Source organism: Streptomyces sp. NBC_01142 (genome assembly GCF_026341125.1).
Taxonomy (GTDB): domain Bacteria; phylum Actinomycetota; class Actinomycetes; order Streptomycetales; family Streptomycetaceae; genus Streptomyces.
In genome coordinates, this window is the sequence record NZ_JAPEOR010000001.1 from 754,629 (window position 1) to 777,734 (window position 23,106).

Below are 23,106 nucleotides of genomic sequence, written 5' to 3' on the forward strand. Positions count from 1 at the left end.
GGTCGATTTGGGGGAGTCATGCCGGTCATATCGGCGCCGCAGGAATTCAACACCGAAGACCTGTACGTAAATCTCCGGGAGATGTACGGATACCCACTGCACTTGAAATGCGAGGGATTCAATTTCGCGGGGTCCATCAAACTCAAGGCAGCCGCCAGCATGATCGAGGCGGCCGAACGCAGCGGTGAACTCACCCAGGAATCGATCCTGGTGGAGTCCTCCTCGGGAAACCTGGGAGTGGCGCTCAGCGTCATCGCCGCCGCGAAGGGCTACCGCTTCATCTGCGTGGTCGACTCGCGCACGAACCTCGCCACCCGCAAGGTCATCGAGTCGCTCGGCAGCGAGGTCCACACGATCTCCGAGCCGTCCGCGGAGGGGGGATTCCTCGCGGCACGGCTGGCGTACGTCCAGGGGCTGCTGGCCGACGACCCGCGCTACGTCTGGCTGAACCAGCACGCCAACCCCGACAACTGGCGGGCCCACTTCCGCACCACGGCCCCGCAGATCGAGAAGCAGTTCCCGGATCTGGAGCTGCTGTTCATCGGCGCCGGCACCACCGGCACCCTGATGGGCTGCGCGCGCTACTTCAAGGAGCAGCCCCGCCCGGTCACCGTCGTCGCCGTCGACAGCGCCGGCTCGGTCACCTTCGGCGGCCCCGCGGGCCGCCGCATGATCCCGGGTCTGGGCACCGGTGTACGTCCCGCGCTGCTCGACACGTCGTACGTCGACGATGTCGTGCACGTGCCCGAGGCCGACACCCTGCGCGCCTGCCACACACTCGCCCGCGGCGGATTCCTCTTCGGCGGCTCCACCGGAACGGTCGTCAGCGGCGCGCTGCGCTGGCTCGCCGAGCACCGGCCCGGACAGGACGTCACGGCGGTCGCCATCGCGCCCGACCTCGGCGAGCGCTACCTCGACACCGTCTACCAGTCGAGCTGGGTCCGCGATCTCTACGGCGACCTCGACGAAGCGGACACGGGCGCCGGCGTCGGCGCGGACGCCGGCACGGGTGCCGGCGCCAGGCCGCACGCCGAGCCGGACGCCGACGGCGGCACCGACGGCACCGACGGCGCCGACGGCCAGGAACTGACCGATCTCTCTTCTGGAGCACTGCAGTCATGACCCCCAGTCACCCCGCGCGGCAGCTGCCGCTCTCCGCCGCGCAGCGCGAGATGTGGTACGGGCAGCAGGCGGACCCGGGCAACCCCGTGTTCACCATGGGCGACTACCTCGAGCTGCACGGCCCGCTCGACGACGCCCGCCTGGCCGCGGCCTGGCACCGGACGCTGCGGGAGGCCGCCACGCTCCGCGCCCGCTTCACCGAGCACGACGGCGAGCCGCGCCAGAGCTTCAGCCCCGTCGAGGACTTCCCCGTCGAGACGCTGGACCTGTCCGGCCAGGACCGTCCGCGCCGTGCCGCCGAGGAGTTCATGCGGCAGGATCTGCTCACCCCGCCGGACCTCACCGTGCCCACGCTTCGCTCGGTGATGCTCCGGCTCGGCCCGGACCACGCGGTCTTCTACATCCGCGTCAACCACATCCTGGTCGACGGCTTCAGCCGGGTCCTCATCTACAACCGGCTCGCCGAGCTCTACGCGGACCCGGACGCCGAGGGCGGCTTCCCCGCCCCGCAGACGCTGCTGGACGACGAGGCCGCGTATGCCGCCACCGCCAAGTACGCGAAGGAACGCGCCTTCTGGCAGGCCCGGTTCGAGACGACGCCGGAGCCCGTCAGCCTCTCCGCGCGGCCGCTCGTCCCCGCCCGCCGCTCGCTGCGGCGCGAGGCGCTGCTGCCCGCGGCGACCGTCGAGCGGCTGCGGACGCTCGCCTGGGACATGAGGATCACCTGGCAGACGCTGCTCATCGCGGCCACCGGGGCGTACGTCCAGCGGGCGGCGGGCGTCGAGCGTGCCCTGCTCACCCTCGCCGTGCCGGCCCGCGCCACCGCGGCCGCCCGTGCGGTGCCGGGCATGCGCGCCAACTTCCTGCCGCATCCGGTGCGGGTGCGTCCCGGCCAGAGTGTGGCCGAGTTCCTGCGCGAGAGTGCCGGCGAACTGCGCGCCACGCTGCGGCACCAGAACTACCGCGGCGACCAGGTCCGCCGCGACCTCGGCTTCACCGGCGACGCGGGCCGCTCACTCGGCCCGACCGTCAACGTTCTGGAGTCCGGCTTCGACTTCACGTTCGGCGCATGCGCGGGACGGCTGCACAACCTGTCGACGGGCCCCGTCGACGACATGCAGATCATCTATCTCGACGCGGCCGCCGACGGATACGCCGTACGCCTGGACGCCAACCCGTCCCTCTACACCGAGGACGAGCTGGAGCTGCACCAGCGGCGGCTCTTCGGCTGGCTGGAGACGATCGCCGAGGCCGGCGCGGACGCCGTCCTCGGGCAGCTGGACATCCTGCTGCCCCACGAGCTGGGTGTGCTGAGCGAGGAGTGGGGAGCGACCGCGGCCGAGGACGGCGGCGAGCGCATCGGCGTGGTGGAGCGGGTACGCGCACACGCGGCCCGGCAGCCCGAGAAGATCGCCGTTCAGGATGAGCGTGGTTCGGTCACGTACGGCGAGTTGGTGGGTCTGGGGTCGGCGTTGACGCGTCGGTTGAGGGCTGTGGGTGTGGGTCCTGATGGTCGGGTGGCGGTGCTCTGTGAGCCGGGTGTGCCGTTTGTGGGTGGTGTGTTGGGTGTTCTGGGTGTGGGGGCTGCGTGGGTGCCGCTGGATCTGCGGGCTCCGGTGGCCCGTACGGCCGCGCTGCTCGACGACAGCGGAGCGGACGTTCTGTACGCGGGACCGGGCCAGGAGGACCTGGCCAAGGAGATCGTGGACCGGGCGACGCACACACCGAAGGTGGTGACCTGGGACGGGTCGTGCGATGGCCGGACGGCTCTGGTGGAGCCGGCGGGTGCTGACGACGACCTGGCGTATGTGATCTTCACGTCGGGTTCGACGGGCAGGCCGAAGGGGGCGATGGTGCACCGGCGGGGGATGGTCAATCATCTTCTGGCCAAGGTGCAGGACCTGGGTATGTCGGCGTCGGACGTGGTGGTGCACAACGCGCCTGTCACTTTCGACATTTCGGTGTGGCAGATGTTGTCGCCGCTGGTTGTGGGGGGCCGGCTGGTCGTCGTCTCCCGCGAGACCGCGGCCGACCCGCAGGAGCTGTTCGGCCGGGTGGTCACCGATGGTGTGACCGTGCTCGAGGTCGTGCCGTCGCTGCTGCGTGCGGCTGTCGATTCCTGGCAGGCGGGCACGCCCCAGCCGTCGCTCGCGCCACTGCGCTCGCTGATGGTCACGGGCGAGGCGCTGCCTGCGGATCTCGCACGTATCTGGGTCGAGCTGGAGCCCACCATTCCGTTGGTCAATGCGTACGGTCCTACGGAGTGTTCGGACGATGTGACGCATGCGGTTATCGGTGTGGGCAGTGAGCTGGGTGCGCGGGCTCCGATCGGTCATGCGGTGCGCAACACCCGGTTGTACGTTCTTGATTCGGGGCTGCGGCCGGTGGTGCCTGGGGTTCCGGGTGAGCTGTATGTGGGCGGGGTGGGGGTCGGTCGCGGCTATCTGGGCGACACCCGTAAGACGGCGGTCACGTTCCTCGCTGATCCGTACGCTCCCGGGCCCGGTGCCCGGATGTACCGGACCGGTGACCGGGTGGTGCAGCGTCCGGACGGGCAGCTGGAGTTTTTGGAGCGGGTCGATCATCAGGTCAAGATCCGCGGTCACCGTATCGAGCTCGGTGAGGTCGAGGCCGCGCTGCGTACGGTCGAGGGTGTCACCGATGCCGCCGCTGCCGTGCACGACGGCCGGCTCGTCGGCTACATCGTGGGCAGGCCGGAGGAGGTCAAGGCAAGTCTGGCGGCCGTGCTGCCCGACTACATGGTGCCCAGTGCTCTCGTCACCCTGCCCGCGCTCCCCCTGACCGCCAACGGCAAGGTGGACCGCAAAGTCCTCCCCGCCCCCGACCCCGCGGCAGTCTCCGCGGATCTGCGCGCCCCGCGCACCCCGCGCGAGCAGGCCCTCTGCGAGATATTCGCCGAGGTCCTCGGGCTTCCCGCAGTGGGCATCGACGACAACTTCTTCGACCTCGGCGGGCACTCCCTGCTCGCCACCAAGGTCGCCGCCCGGATCCGGACCCGTCTCGGCGTCGAACTCGCCATCCGCATCTTCTTCCAGGCGCCCACCGTGGCCGAACTCGCCGACCACCTCGCCGGTGTCGGCGACGGTGCCGTACGTCCCGCGCTCGCCGCCGCCGCACGCCCCGATGAGCTTCCGCTCTCCCCGGCCCAGCAGCGGCTGTGGTTCCTGAAGCAGCTGGAGAACGGCTCGGCGACCTACCACCTCCCCTTCGCCGTACGGCTGACGGGCGCCTTGGACACGGACGCACTCACGGCAGCGCTCCGCGACGTCGTCGCCCGGCACGAGGCCCTGCGCACCGTCTTCCCCGACACCGGTGGCCGGCCCCGCCAGCAGGTGCTGCCCGTCGCCGCCGAGGCCGCACAGGTCGCCCTGCCCGTCACGGCGATCACTGAGGAGACGCTGCCGGACGCCCTGACCGCCACCGCGGTCCGCGGCTTCGACCTCGCGGCCGAACTCCCGCTCCGCGCCGAGCTGTTCACGCTCGCGCCGGGCAAGCACGTCCTGCTCCTCGTCCTGCACCACATCGCCTCGGACGGCTGGTCGATCGGCCCGCTGGCCCGCGATCTGGCCGAGGCCTACTCCGTACGACGCGAGGGCACCGCCCCCGCGTGGGAGCCGCTGCCCGTCCAGTACCCCGACTACACCCTCTGGCAGCGCGAGCTGCTCGACACGGTCGCCGACGACCAGCTCGCCTACTGGAAGGAGACCCTGTCCGGTCTCCCCGAGGAGCTCGAGCTGCCGACCGACCACCCCCGGCCGGCTGTCTCCACCCACCGGGGCGGAACGGTCGAGTTCCGTATCGACGGCGAACTGCACAGCGCCGCGGTCCGGTTGGGGCGACAGCAGGGCGCCAGTACCTTCATGGTGCTTCAGGCCGCCCTCTCCACGCTGCTCTCCAAGCTGGGCGGCGGCACCGACATCCCGCTCGGCACACCGGTCGCCGGCCGCACCGACTCCGCCCTGGACGAGCTCGTCGGGTTCTTCGTCAACACGCTCGTGCTGCGGGCCGATCTGTCCGGCGACCCGACCTTCCGGGAGCTGCTCGACCGGGTCCGCGGCGCCGACCTGGCCGCGTACGCCCACCAGGATCTGCCGTTCGAGGCCCTGGTCGACGCCCTCGCACCCAGCCGGTCGCTGGCGCGGCAGCCGCTGTTCCAGACGCTGCTGGCCTTCCAGAACAACGCCGCCGCCGAACTGACCCTGCCCGGCCTGGACCTCGAAGTGGCCCCGGTCCGCACCGGCGCCGCCAAGCTGGACCTCGCCTTCGAGCTGACCGAGCGGCACACCGCCGACGGGTCGCCGGACGGCATCGACGCCGTACTCGAATACAGCACCGACCTCTTCACCGCCGACACGGCCCGATCCATCGCCGACCGCCTCACCCATCTCCTGGGCATCCTGGTGGGCGACCCCGATCGGCACCTGGGACAGGCCGACGCGCTGCTGCCCGACGAGGCCGCCCGCATCCTCGGTGAGTGGGCAGGGCCGACCCAGGAGGTCGCCCTCGCGCCCGTGCACGAGCTGTACGCGGCCAAGGCCGCCCAGCAGCCCTCCCATCCGGCCCTCGTCCTCGGTGAACTCACCCTCACCTACGCGCAGCTGGACGCCCGCGCCAATCAGCTCGCCCATGAACTGATCGCCCGCGGCACCGGACCCGGTGATCTGGTCGCGCTGCTGCTGCCCCGCTCGCCCGACATGGTGATCGCGCTCCTCGCCGTACTGAAGGCGGGCGCTGCTTACCTCCCGGTCGACGCCGCCTATCCGCCGGACCGCATCGCCTACATGCTCGAGGATTCCCGGCCGGCGCTCGCGCTCACCATGGCCGCCGAATCCGCGAGCCTCGGCGACTCGTCCGTACCGCGCCTCCTCCTCGACGACCCGCACGTGCGCACCGAGGTTGCCGCCCGCCCCGAGCGGGCACCTGCCGACGCCGACCGGACCGCCCCGCTGACCGCACGCCACCCGGCGTACGTCATCTACACCTCGGGCTCCACCGGCCGCCCCAAGGGCGTCGTCGTCGAGCACCACACGGTCGCCGTGATGGTTGCCGACCAGGGCCCGCGCATGGGCATCGGACCGGCGACCCGCTGGCTGCAGTTCGCGTCCTTCAGCTTCGACGCCGCCACCTGGGAGCTCTCCATCGGACTGCTGTCCGGGGCAACCATGGTGCTGTCGACGGCGGAGGACCGCGGACCCGGCGAGCCGCTCGCCGACCTGGTCGCCCGCAGCGGCGTCACCATGGTCTGCCTGCCGCCGACCGTCCTCTCCGCCTGGCCGCAGGACCGGCCGATGCCCGAGGGCATGCAACTGGTCGTGGCGGGGGAGGCCTGCCCGCCCGAGCTGGTCGAGCGCTGGTCGCGCGGGCGCGTGATGCTCAACGCGTACGGCCCGACCGAGGCGACCGTCTGCTCCAGCATCAGCCTGCCGCTGTCCGGCGCGGTCAAGCCGTCCATCGGCTACCCGCTCTTCAACACCCGGCTGTACGTCCTCGATACGCGGCTGCGCCCGGTGCCGCCCGGCGTCACCGGCGAGCTGTACATCGGCGGCGCCCAGCTGGCCCGCGGCTATCTCCGCCGGCCCGCGCTGACGGCGGGACGCTTCGTCGCCGACCCGTTCGCCGTCGAACCGGGCGGACGGATGTACCGCTCCGGAGACCTGGTGCGCTGGAACGCCGACGGCAGCCTCGACTACGTGGGCCGCGTCGACGACCAGGTGAAGCTGCGGGGCTTCCGTATCGAACTCGGCGAGATCGAGGGCGTGCTGCTGGCCCGCGACGACATCGCGCAGGCCGCGGTGATCGTCCGCGAGGAGCGTCCCGGCGACAAGCGACTGGTCGCCTACGCCGTACCGGCCGCCGGCGCCGACCACGGCGACGCGCGGGAACTGCGGTCCCAGCTGGCCGCCTCCCTGCCCGAGCACATGGTGCCGGCGGCCGTCGTGCTGCTGGACGAGCTGCCGCTCACCGGCAACGGCAAACTGGACCGCCGCGCCCTGCCCGCCCCCGACTACACGGCGGTCACCTCCGGCCGCGCCCCCGCGAACGAGCGGGAGGCCGCGCTCTGCCAGGCGTACGCCGAAGTCCTCGGCCTGGAGACGGCCGGCGCCGACGACAGCTTCTTCGACCTCGGCGGCGACAGCATCAGCTCCATCCAGCTGGTCAGCAAGGCCCGGGCCGCGGGCCTCGCGATCACCGCGCAGGACGTCTTCGTCCACCGCACCCCGCAGGGGCTCGCCCTGGCGGCCCGCGCCGCCGAGCAGGTCGAGATCGTCGGCACCGGGAACGGCACCGGCACCCTCCTGCCCACGCCGATCACCAGCTGGCTGGACGAGATCGCAGGACCGGTCGACGGCTTCCACCAGGCGGCGGTCGTACGGACCCCGCCGACGGCGACGGCCGAGCGGATCACCGCCGCGCTCCAGGCGCTGCTCGACCACCACGATGTGCTGCGGCTGTCCACAGGAGCCGACGGCGCGGTGATCGGTGAGCCCGGTTCCGTACGGGCCGAGAACGTACTGCGCCATGTGGATGCGGCCCAGGTCGCCGATGCCCAACTGCCCGCCCTGGTACGGCAGGCGGCCGACCGCACCTGGCGCGAACTGGCCCCGCGCGAGGGCGCCGTACTGCGCGCCGTCTGGATCGACGCGGGCCCGGGCCGTGCCGGTCGGCTCCTGCTCACCCTGCACCACCTGGTGGTGGACGGCGTGTCCTGGCGCATCCTGCTGCCGGATCTGGCGCAGGCGTACGAGCACCCGGACACGCCGCTCGCCCCGGTCGGAACCTCGTTCCGGCAGTGGGCTCAGCTGCTCCACCAGGAAGCCGCGAGCAACGACCGGATCGCCGAACTGCCGCTGTGGCAGCAGGTGCTGGAAGGCGGCGAGGCCCTGATCGGGCGACGTCCGCTCGACCCGGCCCAGGACACCGCCGCCACCGCGCGCCGGCTGCGCCTGGAGCTGTCGGCCACGTCCACCGCCGCGCTGCTCACCGAGGTCCCGGCGGTCTTCCACGCCGAGATCAACGATGTGCTGCTGACCGCGCTCGCGCTCTCCGTCGCCGACTGGCGTCGGCAGCGGAACGAGCCGCAGGACGTCCTGCTGGAGCTCGAGGGCCACGGCCGCGAGGAGATCGTGCCGGGCACGGACGTCTCCCGCACGGTCGGCTGGTTCACCAGCGTCCACCCCGTACGACTCGACGTGGGGCTGCCGGACTGGGACGACATCCGGGCGGGCGGGCCGGCCGTCGGCCAGGCGCTTAAGGAGATCAAGGAGCAACTGCGCCAGGTGCCCGACCACGGCATGGGCCACGGCCTGCTGCGTCACCTCAACCGGGACACGGGCGAGCGGCTGCGCCGCCATCCGGCGCCGCAGCTCGGCTTCAACTACCTGGGCAGGATGCCGCTCCCCGAGGCCGCCGACTGGCAGCTCGCCGCCGAGTCCCTGGACGTGGCGGCCGGCATGGACCTGGGCATGCCGCTGCCGCACGCGCTGGGCGTCAACGCCCGCACCGAGGACCGGCCGGACGGTCCGCGCCTGGTCGCCGACTGGGCATGGGCGGGGCTCGCGGTGCCGGACGCGGACGCGGAGGCCATCGCCCGCGGCTGGCTCCGCGCGCTGGAAGTCCTGGTCGAGCATGCCGGGCGCCCCGACGCCGGGGGCTTCACGCCCTCGGACCTGTCGCTGGTCGACGGCCTGGACCAGGGCGAGATCGACGAGTTCGAGAACGAGTTTGCTGATGAGTGGGGGACGGAACAGTGAGCGGGACGAAGAGAGATCCACAGAAGGCGGGTGCCCGGCGGACGGGCGGCGGCGGCCTCAGTGACGTACTGCCGCTGACACCGCTCCAGGAAGGCCTGCTCTTCCACGCCGTCTACGACCGGCAGCAGCTGGACGTGTACAGCGTGCAGCTCGTCCTCGACCTCGAAGGACCGCTCGACCGGGCGGCCCTCAAGGCCGCAGCCGCGGGGCTGCTGCACCGCCACGCCAACCTCCGCGCCGGCTTCCGCTACCGCAAGAACGGGCAGCCCGTACAGCTCGTCCCGCGCGAAATCCCCCTTCCCTGGCGGGAGTTCGAGGAGACCGGTGACCTCGAGGGGGCCACCGACCGCGACCGCGCCGAGCCCTTCGACGTCGGCCGCCCGCCGCTGATCCGCTTCACGCTGATCGGTACGGGCACGGACAGCCACCGTCTCCTCATCACCTGCCACCACATCCTGCTGGACGGCTGGTCGATGCCGATCCTGCTCCAGGAGCTGTTCGCCGCGTACGCGGCCGGGGGCGACGCCACCGGTCTGCCCGCGGTCACCACGTACAAGACGTATCTCTCCTGGCTGGCCGGCCAGGACCAGCAGGCCGCCGCCACCGCCTGGCAGCAGCTGCTGACCGGCCTGGAGGAGCCCACCCGGCTCGTCCCGGCGCCGCCCGGGCGCACCCCCGTCCTGCCCGAACGCCATGTCGCCCGGCTCGACGAGGACGCCACCCGCCGCATCACCGCCTGGGCGCGCGAGCGCGGAGTGACGCTCAGCAGCGTCCTCCAGGGCGTGTGGGCGGTCGTCCTCTCCGCGCTGACCGGCCGCGACGACATCGTCTTCGGCACCACGACGTCGGGCCGTCCGCCGGAGATTCCGGGCGTCGAGTCGATGGTCGGGCTGTTCATCAACACGCTTCCGGTACGGCTCACCGCCCCGGCGTCGCGCACCCTGGCCGAGGTCGTCGCCACCGCCCAGGCGCAGCACACCGAGCTGCTTCCCCACCAGCACCTGGGCCTGTCCCGCATCCAGCAGGACGCGGGGCACGGTGAACTCTTCGACACCGTACTGATCTTCGAGAACTACCCGCTCGACCCGAACGCCCTGCGCGACGCCGTCCCCGGCCTCACCGTCACCGGCATCCAGGGCCGCGACGCCACGCACTACCCGCTCTCGCTGCTCGTCCTGCCCGGAGAGAAACTGACGCTCCGCCTCGACCACGCGCCGGACCTGGTCACCGCGGAAGAGGCGGCGGCGATCTGTGGCCGGGTGCTGCGGCTGCTCGCGTCGCTGCCGGACACGGCGGATCTGCCGCTGGCCCGGCTGGACCTGCTCAGCGCACAGGAGCGGGCGCAGCTGCTGCGCACGTACAACGACACGGCACGCGACTACCCGACGGCCCCGCTGCGGGAGCAGTTGGCATGGCAAGCCCGTCCGGCGACTGAGGACACGCCCGAAGAGCGTGCGCTTCAGCCGTTCCGAGCCGAGGTTTCCGCCGCGGGTGCGCGCGTCCGTGGGGGCTCCGCCCCGAACCCCGCGCCTCAAACGCCGGCGGGGCCGGATGCGCCCGGCCGCGTCGACGGCGCAGGAGGTCAAGCCCGTCCGGCGACCGAGGACCGGGGGGCCGGGGGCGATGCGCCCGCACTCCGCTGCGGCGACGAGCGGCTGACCTACGCCGAACTGCACGCCCGCGCCGACCGCCTCGCCCACGAGCTCGCCGCCCGCGGCGCCGGCCCCGGCACGCTGGTCGCCATCGCCCTGCCGCGCTCGACCGACCTCATCGTGTCGACCCTCGCCGTCGTCAAGTCCGGCGCCGCCTATCTGCCGCTCGACCCCGACTACCCGGCCGACCGGATCGGCTACATGCTCGACGACGCCGGCCCGGTGCTCGTCCTCACCACCACCGCGGTCGCCGAGGTGCTTCCGGCCGTCACCGAGCGCCCGTACCTCGCACTCGACACGGCATACGCGGCGGAGCTGATCGCGGCCCGTCCCACCGGGCCGGTCGCCACCCCGGCGCCCGATCCGCAGGACACCGCGTACACGATCTACACCTCCGGTTCGACCGGCCGCCCCAAGGGCGTCGTCGTGCCGCAGGGCGCGCTGATCAACCTGGTCCACGACATGGCCGAGCGGTTCCGGATCGGCGCGGCGGACCGCTTCCTGTCCGTCACCACCTTCGGGTTCGACATCTCCAACCTGGAGATCTTCGTGCCGCTGCTGGCCGGCGCCGAACTGGTTCTGGCCGAGCGCGACACCGTACGCGACCCCGCCGCCCTCGCCCGGCTCATCACCGACAGCGACGCCACCGTCATGCAGGCCACGCCGACCCTGTGGCACGCCCTGGTCACCGAGCAGCCCGAAAGCCTCGGCGCACTGCGGGTGCTCATCGGCGGCGAGGCCGTCGGCGAGCCGCTCGCCGACGCGCTGCGGGCAGCGAGCCGCGAGGTCACCAATGTGTACGGGCCGACCGAGACGACCATCTGGTCGACGGCCGCGACCCTCGACGGCGTACGCGGCGGAGTGCCGCCCATCGGCCGCCCCATCGCCAACACCCAGGTGTACGTCCTCGACGACGCCCTGCGCCCCGCCCCGACCGGCGCGATCGGCGAGCTGTACATCGCGGGCGACGGCGTGGCCCGCGGCTACCACGGCCGTCCCTCGCTCACCGCGACCCGCTTCGTGCCCGACCCGTACGGCCCGGCCGGCAGCCGCATGTACCGCACCGGAGACGTCGTGCGGTGGGGCGCTGACGGCCAGATCGAGTACATCGGCCGCGCCGACCACCAGGTGAAGATCCGCGGTTTCCGGATCGAGCTCGGCGAGGTCGAGTCCGCGCTGGCCGCGCATGCCGATGTCGCGCAGGCGACCGTGCTGGCTCGCGAGGACCGGCCGGGCGACACCCAGTTGGTGGCCTACACGGTCGCCGTGGAAGGGCGTACGGCCGACCCGGCGGAGCTGCGGGCGCACCTCGGCGACAGCCTGCCCGCACACATGGTGCCCGCCCTGTACGTCGCCATGGACGCACTGCCCCTCACCGCCAACGGCAAGGTCGACCGCAAGCTGCTGCCCGCGCCCGACCCCGCCCTGCGCACGGCCGGACGCGCCCCGCGCACCCCGCAGGAGCAGTTGCTGTGCGAGGCGTTCGCCGAGGTGCTGGGCCTCCCGGCCGCCCCCGGCCCGGAGGACTCCTTCTTCGACCTCGGCGGGCACTCGCTGCTCGCCACCCGTCTGGTCGGCCGGATCAGGGCCGCGCTCGGCGCCGACCTGCCTGTCCGTGCGGTCTTCGAGTCCCCGACCCCGGCGGCCCTTGCGGCCCGTCTGGAGGGGGCGGGCGAGGCCCGGACCGCCCCGGCTCCTCGCGTACGGCCCACGGTGCTGCCGCTCTCGCCCGCACAGCAACGCCTGTGGTTCCTCGGTCAGTTGGAGGGTGAGAACCCGGCGTACAACATCCCCGTCGCCGTCCGGCTGACGGGAGAACTGGACACGGACGCGCTGGCGGCGGCGGTGCGGGACGTCGTCGGGCGGCACGAGGCGCTGCGCACCCGCTACCCGGACACGGAGGGCCGGCCGCGGCAGGAAGTGCTGGACGCCGACGCCGTACGGATCGACCTGCCGGTGACCGAGCTGAGGGAGGGCGCGGCGCAGGCCGCGGTGGAGACCGCGGCCCGCCGGGGCTTCGACCTGGCGACCGAACTGCCGCTGCGGGCCGAGCTGTTCACGGTTTCGGCGACGGAGCACATCCTGCTGCTGGTCGTGCACCACATCGCCGCGGACGGCTGGTCGATCGGCCCGCTGGGCAGCGATCTGGCGAAGGCGTACGAGACACGCCGCGAAGGCGCGGCACCCGCCTGGGCCCCGCTGCCCGTCCAGTACGCCGACTACACGCTCTGGCAGCGTGACCTGCTGGACGCGGTCGCCGAGGAGCAGCTGACGTACTGGCGCGAGGCGCTGGCCGGGCTGCCCGAGGAGCTGGAGCTGCCGACCGACCACCCGCGGCCCGCGGCCCCCACCTACCGGGGCGGCACCGTCGAGTTCCGTATCGACAGCGAACTGCACGCGGCAGTGGGGAAGCTGGCGCGGTCGTCGGGGGCCAGCACCTTCATGGTGCTCCAGGCGGCGCTCGCCACCCTGCTCTCCAAGCTGGGCGGCGGCAGCGACATCCCGCTCGGCACGCCCGTCGCGGGCCGTACGGACCCGGTGCTCGACGACCTCGTCGGCCTGTTCGTGAACACGCTCGTCCTGCGCACCGACCTGTCCGGCGACCCGACCTTCCGCGAACTGCTCGAGCGGGTGCGGTCGGGCGACCTGGCGGCGTACGCACACCAGGACCTGCCGTTCGAGGCGCTCGTCGACGCCCTCGCGCCGGCCCGCTCTCTCTCCCGCCACCCGCTGTTCCAGACGATGCTCACCCTGCACAACACGCCGGACACGGCGGTGCGGCTGCCCGGCACCGAGTCCGAGCCGCTGCTGATCACCACGGGGACGGCCAAGGCGGATCTCGCCTTCGAGCTCTTCGAGCGGCGTACGGCCCAGGGCACACCGGGCGGGATCGACGCCGTACTCGAGTACAGCGGCGACCTCTTCGGCGCCGGGACCGCGCAGTCCCTCGCCGACCGGCTGACGTATCTGCTGGGCGTACTGGTCGGCGCCCCGGACCGGCGGCTCGGCGAGACCGACGCGCTGCTCCCCGCCGAGCGTCGCCGGATCGAGGACGACTGGTCGGCGACCACCGTCGACGACACGTACACCGGTGTGGTCGAGCGGATCAGGGCGATTGCCGCCGTGCGCCCGGACGACCGCGCCGTTCAGGATGAGCGTGGTTCGGCGACGTACGGCGAGCTGGTGGGTCTGGGGTCGGCGTTGACGCGTCGGTTGAGGGCTGTGGGTGTGGGTCCTGATGGTCGGGTGGCGGTGCTCTGTGAGCCGGGTGTGCCGTTTGTGGGTGGTGTGCTGGGTGTTCTGGGTGTGGGGGCTGCGTGGGTGCCGCTGGATCTGCGGGCCCCGGTGGCCCGTACGGCCGCGCTGCTCGACGACAGCCGCGCCGACGTTCTGTACATCGGCCCCGGCCAGGAGGACCTCGCCCGGGAGATCCTCGCTCTGGCCGGTGCGACGCCGACCGTCGTCTCCTTCAACGGCGCGCAGGACCCGCTGGACGGACTCGCCCCGCTCGCCGGAGAGCCCGACGACCTGGCGTATGTGATCTTCACGTCGGGTTCGACGGGCAGGCCGAAGGGGGCGATGGTGCACCGGCGGGGGATGGTCAATCATCTTCTGGCCAAGGTGCAGGACCTGGGTATGTCGGCGTCGGACGTGGTGGTGCACAACGCGCCTGTCACCTTTGACATTTCGGTGTGGCAGATGTTGTCGCCGCTGGTGGTGGGCGGCCGGCTGGTCGTCGTCTCCCGCGAGACCGCGGCCGACCCGCAGGAGCTGTTCGGCCGGATCGCACAGGACGGCGTCACGGTCCTGGAGGTCGTCCCCTCCCTGCTGCGCGCGGCCGTCGACTCCTGGCAGGGCGGTCTCGCGCAGCCCGGACTCGCCCCGCTCGTCTGGCTGATGGTCACGGGCGAGGCCCTCCCCGCCGATCTGGCCCGCCAGTGGCTGGAGATCGCCCCGCACATTCCGTTGGTCAATGCGTACGGTCCTACGGAGTGTTCGGACGATGTGACGCATGCGGTTATCGGTGTGGGCAGTGAGCTGGGTGTGCGGGCTCCGATCGGTCGTGCGGTGCGCAACACCCGGCTGTACGTTCTCGATTCGGGACTGCGTCCGGTGGTGCCCGGGGTTCCGGGTGAGCTGTATGTGGGCGGGGTGGGGGTCGGTCGCGGCTATCTGGGCGACACCCGTAAGACGGCGGTCACGTTCCTCGCTGATCCGTACGCTCCCGGGCCCGGTGCCCGGATGTACCGGACCGGTGACCGGGTGGTGCAGCGCCTGGACGGGCAGTTGGAGTTCTTGGAGCGGGTCGATCATCAGGTCAAGATCCGCGGTCACCGTATCGAGCTCGGTGAGGTCGAGGCCGCGCTGCGTACGGTCGAGGGTGTCACCGATGCCGCCGCTGCCGTGCACGACGGCCGGCTCATCGGCTACATCGTGGGCAGGCCGGAGGAGGTCAAGGCAAGTCTGGCGGCCGTGCTGCCCGACTACATGGTGCCCAGTGCTCTCGTCACCCTGCCCGCGCTCCCCCTGACCGCCAACGGCAAGGTGGACCGCAAAGTCCTCCCCGCCCCCGACCCCGCGGCCATCGCCTCCACCGGCCCGGCCCGCCTGCCCCGTACGGACGCCGAACGCGACCTGTGCGCGGTGTTCGCAGCGGTTCTCGGTCTGCCCGAGGTCTCCATCGACGACAACTTCTTCGACCTCGGCGGCGACAGCATCCGCTCCATCGAGGTGGTCGCCCGCGCCCGCCGGGCCGGTCTGCGCGTCACCGCGGCCGATGTCTTCACCTACAAGTCGGTCGCCGCCCTGGCCGCGGCCGTCGGCCGGGCGGAAGCCGTCCCGACCGTCGGCACGGACGACGGTGTCGGCGTCTTCGCCCCCACCCCCGTCATGCTGCGCATGCTGGAGGAGGGCGGCCCGGTCGACGGCTTCAACCAGTCCGTCGTCCTCACCACCCCGCCCGGCCTCGACCTCGACCGCCTGACCGCCGCACTCCAGACGGTCCTCGACCACCACGACGCCCTGCGCCTGCGCCTGTCCGGCGAAGACCCGGCGTCCTGGCGGCTGGTGACCGGCGCCCCCGGCTCCGTACCGGCGCATCCGCTGCTGAGCCGCATCGACGCCTCGCACCGGGCGTACGAGGACGAGGCGCTGCTGCGGCACGCCGTGGCCGCCCAGTCGATCGCCGCCCGCGACCGGCTCGCCCCCCGCCGGGCGGTCAACGTCCAGGCGGTCTGGCTCGACCGCGGCCCCACCCGGCCCGGACGGCTGGTGCTGATGCTGCACCACCTGGTGGTGGACGGAGTCTCCTGGCGCATCCTGCTGCCGGACCTGCTCAGCGCGTACGAGAGGCCGGCCACGGCGCTCGACCCGGTCGGCACGTCCTTCCGGCACTGGTCGCAGCTGCTGCACACCGAGGCCGCCGAGGGAGTCCGAACCATCGAACTCCCGCTCTGGCAGACCCAGTTCGGTGCCGACCAGCCGCTGCTCGGCAGCCGTCCGCTCGATCCGGCGCGCGACACCCACGCCACCGCCGCCAAGCTGCGGCTGACCCTCCCCGCCGAGCACACCGCCCCGCTGCTCGACCGCGGTCCCGGCGCCTTCCACGCAGAGATCAACGACCTCCTGCTGGCCGCGCTCGCGCTCGCCGTCGAGGAGTGGCGCCCGGCCGCCCGGGGGACCGGCACGCTCGTCGAGGTCGAGACCCACGGCCGCGAACAGCTCCACCCGGGCGTCGATCTGTCCCGGACGGTCGGCTGGTTCACCAGCACCCACCCGGTGCTGCTGCGGGCCGCCGGACTTGGTGCGGAACAGGCGGTCAAGGAGGTACGCGAACAGCTCGCCGCCCTCCCCGCGCACGGCCTGGGCCACGGCATCCTGCGCCACCTCGCCCATGAGCCGGCGCTTGCCGTCAACCCGCAGTTCGGCTTCAACTACCTCGGCCGCTTCACCGGGGTGGAGTCGTACGGCGGGCAGTGGTCGGCCGCCCCCGAGTCCCGGGAGGCTTTCGCGCCGGCCGCCGACGCCATGCCGCTGGGGCATGTCGTGGAGCTGGACGCCCTCGTGGAGGACGGCCCGGACGGTCCCGAGCTGGTCGCCAACTGGACGTGGGCGAGCGGGCTGCTGGACGCCGAGGCCGCCGAGGCGCTCGCCCACGGCTGGTTCCGCGCCCTGCGGACGCTGGCCGTACGGGCGGAGGAGCTCGCCGAGTCCGGGACCGCCGCGCCGCAGCGGCCCGCCCTCCTGGTGGAGGCATTCGAGACGGTGCTGCCCATACGGCCCGGGGGCACACGGGCGCCGCTGTTCTTCCTGCACGGCGGCGTCGGACTGAGCTGGCCGTACCTCGGTCTCGTCGAGCATCTCGCCCAGGAATTCCCGGTCTACGGATTCCAGACGTCCGGAATTGTCGCGGAATCACCTCTTCCGACGTCCATTGCGGAAATGGCCCAGGAATACGTACGGAGAATTCTGGAAATCCAGTCCGAGGGGCCTTACTATCTTCTTGGCTGGTCGTTCGGCGGACTTCTCGCCCACGCCGTGGCCACTCGCCTCGAAGTGCTCGGCCACCGGGTCGCCTTCCTCGCGAACCTCGACAGCTACCCCGTACCGGAGCCCGACGGCATCCCGGACGACCGGGCGCTGCTCGCGAAAATCCTGGAGTACTGCGGGTACGATCCCGAGCTCTTCCAGCACCGCGAGCCGCAACTCTCCGAGGTCCTGGACCTGTTCAGGCGGGATGCCAACCCGTTGGCCGGCCTCGACGAGGAGCAGCTGGGCCGGCTGCTGCGGATCGTGCGCAACCACGCCGTCCTCAGCGCCGAGTTCACTCCCGACCGTTTCGGTGGGGACGTTCTCTTCCTCTCCGCCGCGCACGGAACCGACGAGAACTCCCCGACCCTCGCGCAATGGGCCCCCTACATCGGTGGCCGCATTTCCCACCACAGCATTGAATCCGACCACGACGGAATGATGCGCCCCGAACCGCAGGGGGCGATCGGACGCATCATCGCCGCGCACCTTTCAGGCATCGCAGAATTCACGGAGGACACAGCATGAAGAACAACCCGTTCGACGACGAGAACGGCACTTTCCTGGTCCTGGTCAACGACGAGGGACAGCACTGTGTCTGGCCCGAGTTCGCCGCCGTGCCCGACGGCTGGACCACCGTGCTCCCGGCCGGCAGCCGCGAGGCCGCCCTGGACCACATCGAGCGCACCTGGACGGACATGCGCCCCACGTCGCTGATCCGGAACGCCGCCTGAATGCCCGCCACCGACAGCCCAGCCCGACCCCTCATCACCGACTGATCCGAGAGGCATCCCATGACTGTCAATGCTCCTGCCGACGTGGCGGCCGTCCGGGCCATCATCATCGACGTCCTCGAGCTGGAGGACGAAGAGCTCACCGCCACCAGCCTGTTCATCGAGGATCACGGCGCGGACTCGCTCGGCGCCATCGAGATCCTCTCCCGCATCGAGAGCGAGCTCGGCGTGGTCATCCCGCAGGAGGACCTGGTCAAGCTGGTCCATCTGGAGGCCGTGCTCGAGGTGCTCACCACAGCCGAGGGGCGGCAGCCGTGACCACAGAGCAACGCCGGGTCGTACTCACCGGCTGCGGGGTGCTGTCCAGCATCGGCACCGGCGTCGCGGAGTTCACCGCGTCCCTGAAGGCCGGCCGGGTCGGCACCTCCGACATCACCGTCTTCGACACCGCCGGGTTCCCCGGCACCCGAGGCCACCAGGTCCACGGCTTCGACGCGGCCGCCCGGCTGCGTACCGTACGGCCCGAAGAGATTGGGCGGGCCTCGCAGTTCTCGGCCGCGGCCGCCCGGATGGCGCTCGAGGACGCCGGACTGACCGAGGAACGGCTGCGCGAGCGGCGCGGCACCATCGTCATCGGTACCACCGACGGCGAGGTCGGCGAGCTCGACCTGCTCACCGAGTCGGCGCTCGCCATCGGGCTCAGCGCCTTCACAGGCCGTGCGATGTCGCGGACCGCCACCGGCAGCCTCGCGCTGAACATCGCCCGCGAACTGGGCCTGTCCGACGTCGAGACCAGCACCGTCGCCACCGCCTGCGCCGCCGGCAACTACGCCATCGGCAGCGGCTTCGACGCGGTGCGCAGCGGCGAGGCCGAGTGGGCGCTCGTCGGCGGCGCGGACGCGCTGAACCGCAAGACCTTCGCCGGTTTCTCGCGGCTCGGCCTGATCGCCCCGGACGAGTGCCGCCCCTTCGACTCCGAGCGCAAGGGCCTGCTCACCGGAGAGGGTGCGGGCCTGCTGCTCCTGGAGACCGAGGAGTCGGCCCTCGCCCGCGGCGCACACATCTACGCCGAAGTGCTCGGCTACGGCCTCAACTGCGACGCCGCGCACCCCACCGCACCCGAGGAGGACAGCGTCGCCCGCTGCATCCGCCTCGCCCTGCAGAACGCCTCCGTCAAGCCCGAAGAGGTCGACCTGATCTCCGCGCACGGCACCGGCACACCGACGAACGACACCACCGAGATCGCCGCGATCCGCCAGGTGTTCGGGGACGAGGTGCCGCGCACCGTCGGCCTCAAGGCAATGATCGGACACACCATGGGCGCGGCGAGCGCGCTGGGCGCCATCGCCTCGGCGCTCGCGATCCGGCACGGCTTCATCCCGCCGACGGCCAACCACCGCACCACCGACCCGACGTGTGACGTGGATGTGGTGCCCAACGAGTCGATCGCCGCGGATGTGCGGATCGTGCAGAACAACGGCCTCGCGTTCGGCGGCAACAACGCCGTCGTGCTGCTCGGCCGCCACCAGAACCCCCGAGGGGAGTACGCCCGATGAGCACCACCGCGGTCATCACTGCGTGGTCGGCGGTGTCGCCGTACGGCATCGGCAGTGAGGCACTGACCGACGGCCTGCGCTCGCGCACCGCTGTCGACCCCGTCCCGGCGCCCGAGGAGTGGCTGTCCGCCCCTTCCGCCACCGCTCGCATGGTGCCCGACTTCGACGTCCGCGAGGCGCTCGGCAAGGCCGGCACCCGCGGCATGGACCGGATGACCGGACTGACGGCCGTGGCGGTACGGGAACTGCTCGGCGACGACGCGGGCGGCCCCGGCACCGGACTGGTCCTGGGCACCGCGTCCGGCAGCGTCCAGGGCTTCCTCGAGTTCACCAAGGCCTCGCTGGAGGGCGACCGGCCCATCGACGTACCGCCGTCGAAGGTCCCCAACATGGCCATGAACAGGGCGGCTTCGGCCAGTGCGATCCGCCACCACCTCAAGGGCCCGAACTCCACGGTCGCCGCCGGCCGGCTGTCCGGCCTGATAGCCCTCGCCCACGCCCGCAGGCTGCTGGCCGACGGCCGGGCGGAACGGGTGCTGTGCGGCTCGGTCGAGGAGTACTCCGCGACCCGCGCGCACCTGGCCCATCGTGCGTACGACGACGAGGCGGTCCTCGGCGAAGGCTGCGCGATGCTGCTGCTGGAGCACGCGGGCTCAGGACCGGGGGAGGCGCTCGCCGAAGTCCTGGCCGTACACCACCGGGTCGCTCTCACCGGTGACTTCGCGGAGGCCCTCACGGCCACCCTGCACACCGCGCTCGAAGCGGCGGCCGTCCGCCCCGACGAGGTCTGGGCGACGGCACCGGGAGGCGCACCGGGTCCGGCGGGCGAGCAGGAACAGCAGGTGCTCCAGGCCCTGTTCGACCCTGCCGTACGCAACCGGGTGCCTTCCCCGGCCCTGCTGGGCGACACGGCCGCGGCCACGGGAGCCTTCCAGATAGCCTCCCTGCTGGCGGCCCCGGCCGGAGCGGGCAGGATCGCGGTGATCACGGCGACGGACCCGGACGGCCCGGTGGGTGCGGCGGTGCTCAGGCTCCTGACGAACGGCACGCCCGCCAACGGCTCAGCCGACAGTGCGGACGGTGCCCGGTGAGCGCCGACCACATCCGCCCCGTCGCCCTCATCAGCGGCGGATCCCGCGGTATCGGGCGGGCCGTCGCGTTGCGGCTCGCCGAGGACGGGTACGACATCTCCTTCTGCTACCGCGGCGACGAGCAGGCGGCCGCCAACCCGGAGAAGGAGCTGACCGGCACCGGTGCCCGCTCCCTCGCCGTGCGCGTCGACGTCACCGACGCCGAGGGCGTGCGTGCCTGGGTGAGCCGTACGGAGAAGGACTTCGGGCCGATCGCGCTCGCCGTCACCTCCGCCGGCATCACCCGCGACAAGCCCCTGCTGATGATGTCCGACACGGAGTGGCACGAGGTCCTCGACACCAACCTGGACGGCGTCTACCACGTCTGCCGGGCCGTCGTCTTCCCCATGCTCAAGCGGCGGGCGGGCAGCATCGTCACCGTCTCCTCGGTCGTGGGGCTGCAGGGCAACGCGGGCCAGACCAACTACGCGGCTTCCAAGGCCGGGATCGTCGCGTTCTCCCGCTCCCTCGCCAAGGAGGTCGGCCGGCGCGGCATCCGCGTCAACGCGGTGGCGCCCGGCCTGATCGACACCGACATGTCGGCCGCCCTCGACGACTCGGTCAAGGACCAGGTCGCCGAGCGCACCGCGCTCGGCCGGGCGGGCCTTGCCACCGAAGTCGCCGACGCGGTGGCCTTCCTGGCCTCCGGCCGCGCCACCTACATCACGGGCGCGGTCCTCCCGGTGGACGGAGGCCTGTGACCCCCGACCGGGCGCTCCGCCCCGGAAATCAGCCCCTCGGGCGATCGAGGAGCGGGGTCCGGGGCGGAGCCCCGCTGACGGGAAGGGGCGGGGAGGGGGAACATCCCGCGGTCCCCGCGCTGGAACCCGGCCAGTGCCAGCTGTGGTGGGCCTCGGCCGCCGACGCCCACCCCGCCCTGCACCAGCTGCTGGACACGCGGGAGGCGACCCGCCACGCCGCTCTGCGCAACCCCGCCTCCCGGGCCCTCCACCTCACGGCGCACGCGCTCGCGCGAGCCGTCGCAGCCCCCCAACTCGGCCTGGAACCACATGAGCTGGAGCTCACCGTGGTGTGCAAGCACTGCGGCGGCCCGCACGGCAAACCGCAGCCGCCCGACCCGCTGCGGCTCTCGTTGTCGCACTCGGGCGGCCGCGTCGTCGTCGCACTCGCGCACTCCACCCCGGTGGGCGTGGACGTGGAGGAGATCTCCCCGTACGTGAACGACGTGGCCGAAAGGGTCCTCGCCCCGCAGGAGCGCGTCGTCCTCGCCGCGCTCCCCGAGGCCGAGCGCCCGGCCGGATTCATCCGCTACTGGACCCGCAAGGAGGCCCTGCTCAAGTCGACCGGGGACGGCCTCGCCGTCGCGCCCGACCTGCTGCGGGTCACCGCGCCCGACGCCCCACCGCGGCTGCTCGCCTGGGACGGCCCCGACCGCCCCCTGCTGCCGCTGCGGCTGTACGACCTCGACGCCGGGCCCGGTCACCGGGCCGCGCTCGCCGCCCTCGGCGCACCGCTGCGCCTGGCACAGCACGACGGCTCCGCACTGCTGCGTCTCCACACCACCGAAAGGGAACTGGCCCGATGAGTACGTATGTCGCTCTGATCGCGGATGCCCTCACGCCGTCCGCCGTGGCCGTGCTCGGCCGGAACGGCAACGTCGACGTGCGCCATGTCGACGGCACCGACCGCCCCGCCCTGCTCGCCGCCCTCGCCGAGGCCGACGCCGTGCTCGTACGCTCCGCCACCCGCATCGACGCCGAGGCGCTGGCCGCCGCTCCCCGCCTCAAGGTCGTCGCCCGCGCGGGCGTGGGCCTGGACAACGTGGACGTACCCGCGGCCACCGCCGCCGGCGTCACCGTCGTCAACGCCCCCGCCTCCAACGTCGTCAGCGCCGCCGAGCACGCGGTGGCGCTGCTGCTCGCCGTGGCCCGCCATGTCCCGCAGGCCGATGCCGCGCTCAAGGCCGGCCGCTGGGCCCGCAGTACGTACACCGGGGTGGAGCTTGCCGGAAAGACGCTGGGTGTGCTCGGCCTCGGCCGGATCGGCTCGCTGGTGGCCCGCCGGATGGCAGCCTTCGACATGGAGGTCATCGCCTACGACCCGTACGCGACCGAAGAGCACGCCGCGGCCGTCGGCGTACGGCTGGCAGGCCTGAACGAGCTCCTCGCCCGCGCGGACTTCCTCACCGTGCACCTGCCGCGCACCCCCGAGACGACGGGCCTGATCGGCTTCGAGGCGCTCCAGCGGGTCCGGCCCGAGCTGCGGATCGTCAATGCGGCGCGCGGCGGAATCGTCGACGAGAACGAGCTGTACGCGGCGCTCAAGGAGGGCCGGGTGGCCGGCGTCGGCCTCGATGTCTTCGCGACCGAGCCCTGCACGGACTCACCGCTGTTCGAGCTGCCCAATGTCGTGGTCACCCCGCATCTGGGCGCAAGCACCCCCGAGGCGCAGGAGCGCGCCGGAACCCAGGCCGCCGAGTCCGTACTGCTGGCACTGGCCGGCGTGCCCGTGCCCGACGCGGTCAACACCCCGGGCCGGGCAACCGGCCAGGCATCGGACAGGGCGTCGGACAGGGCGTCGGACAGGACATCGGTCAAGGCATCGGACAAGGCATCGGACCCTGCGTCGGACACGGTGCAGGCTCTCGCGGT

9 protein-coding genes and 1 pseudogene are annotated in these 23,106 nt (G+C 72.4%); all 10 read left to right on the forward strand.

Annotation, left to right across the window (positions count from 1 at the left end):
• The first annotated feature begins 18 nt into the window (after positions 1-18).
• Positions 19-1,122, forward strand: coding sequence for a 2,3-diaminopropionate biosynthesis protein SbnA (gene sbnA / locus OG883_RS03695; protein WP_266534884.1), 1,104 nt, complete (start codon positions 19-21; stop codon positions 1,120-1,122).
• Positions 1,119-8,894 (forward strand): non-ribosomal peptide synthetase, encoded by a 7,776-nt coding sequence (locus OG883_RS03700; RefSeq protein ID WP_266534886.1) that lies wholly within the window; start codon positions 1,119-1,121, stop codon positions 8,892-8,894. Before sbnA ends, OG883_RS03700 begins: the two co-directional genes overlap by 4 nt.
• On the forward strand, positions 8,891-17,602 hold the full coding sequence (locus OG883_RS03705) for a non-ribosomal peptide synthetase (RefSeq protein ID WP_266534888.1): 8,712 nt from the start codon (positions 8,891-8,893) through the stop codon (positions 17,600-17,602). Before OG883_RS03700 ends, OG883_RS03705 begins: the two co-directional genes overlap by 4 nt.
• On the forward strand, positions 17,599-17,808 hold the full coding sequence (locus tag OG883_RS03710) for an MbtH family protein (RefSeq protein ID WP_266534889.1): 210 nt from the start codon (positions 17,599-17,601) through the stop codon (positions 17,806-17,808). The genes OG883_RS03705 and OG883_RS03710 overlap by 4 nt, the downstream gene beginning before the upstream one ends.
• 60 nt (positions 17,809-17,868) lie before the next feature.
• Positions 17,869-18,126, forward strand: a complete 258-nt coding sequence (locus tag OG883_RS03715) for an acyl carrier protein (protein ID WP_266534890.1) — start codon at positions 17,869-17,871, stop codon at positions 18,124-18,126.
• A complete protein-coding gene (locus tag OG883_RS03720) occupies positions 18,123-19,364 on the forward strand; it encodes a beta-ketoacyl synthase (RefSeq protein WP_266534893.1) in 1,242 nt (413 codons plus the stop codon). Before OG883_RS03715 ends, OG883_RS03720 begins: the two co-directional genes overlap by 4 nt.
• Complete coding sequence (locus OG883_RS03725) at positions 19,361-20,455, forward strand: beta-ketoacyl synthase N-terminal-like domain-containing protein (RefSeq protein WP_266534896.1); 1,095 nt, start codon at positions 19,361-19,363, stop codon at positions 20,453-20,455. Before OG883_RS03720 ends, OG883_RS03725 begins: the two co-directional genes overlap by 4 nt.
• The gene (fabG, locus tag OG883_RS03730; protein WP_266534898.1) at positions 20,452-21,195 is read left to right on the forward strand and encodes a 3-oxoacyl-[acyl-carrier-protein] reductase; all 744 of its coding nucleotides are present in this window, start codon (positions 20,452-20,454) and stop codon (positions 21,193-21,195) included. Before OG883_RS03725 ends, fabG begins: the two co-directional genes overlap by 4 nt.
• The gene (locus OG883_RS03735; protein ID WP_266534901.1) at positions 21,192-22,040 is read left to right on the forward strand and encodes a 4'-phosphopantetheinyl transferase superfamily protein; all 849 of its coding nucleotides are present in this window, start codon (positions 21,192-21,194) and stop codon (positions 22,038-22,040) included. Before fabG ends, OG883_RS03735 begins: the two co-directional genes overlap by 4 nt.
• A pseudogene (locus OG883_RS03740) lies at positions 22,037-22,981 on the forward strand (hydroxyacid dehydrogenase); the annotation flags it as partial. The gene OG883_RS03735 and the pseudogene OG883_RS03740, both read left to right, overlap by 4 nt.
• Between the last annotated feature and the right edge of the window lie 125 nt (positions 22,982-23,106).

Coding starts and splice junctions, on each gene's coding strand:
- sbnA (WP_266534884.1), top strand. CDS start 19: ATGCCGGTCATATCGGCGCCGCAGGAATTCAACACCGAAGACCTGTAC.
- OG883_RS03700 (WP_266534886.1), top strand. CDS start 1,119: ATGACCCCCAGTCACCCCGCGCGGCAGCTGCCGCTCTCCGCCGCGCAG.
- OG883_RS03710 (WP_266534889.1), top strand. CDS start 17,599: ATGAAGAACAACCCGTTCGACGACGAGAACGGCACTTTCCTGGTCCTG.
- OG883_RS03715 (WP_266534890.1), top strand. CDS start 17,869: ATGACTGTCAATGCTCCTGCCGACGTGGCGGCCGTCCGGGCCATCATC.
- OG883_RS03725 (WP_266534896.1), top strand. CDS start 19,361: ATGAGCACCACCGCGGTCATCACTGCGTGGTCGGCGGTGTCGCCGTAC.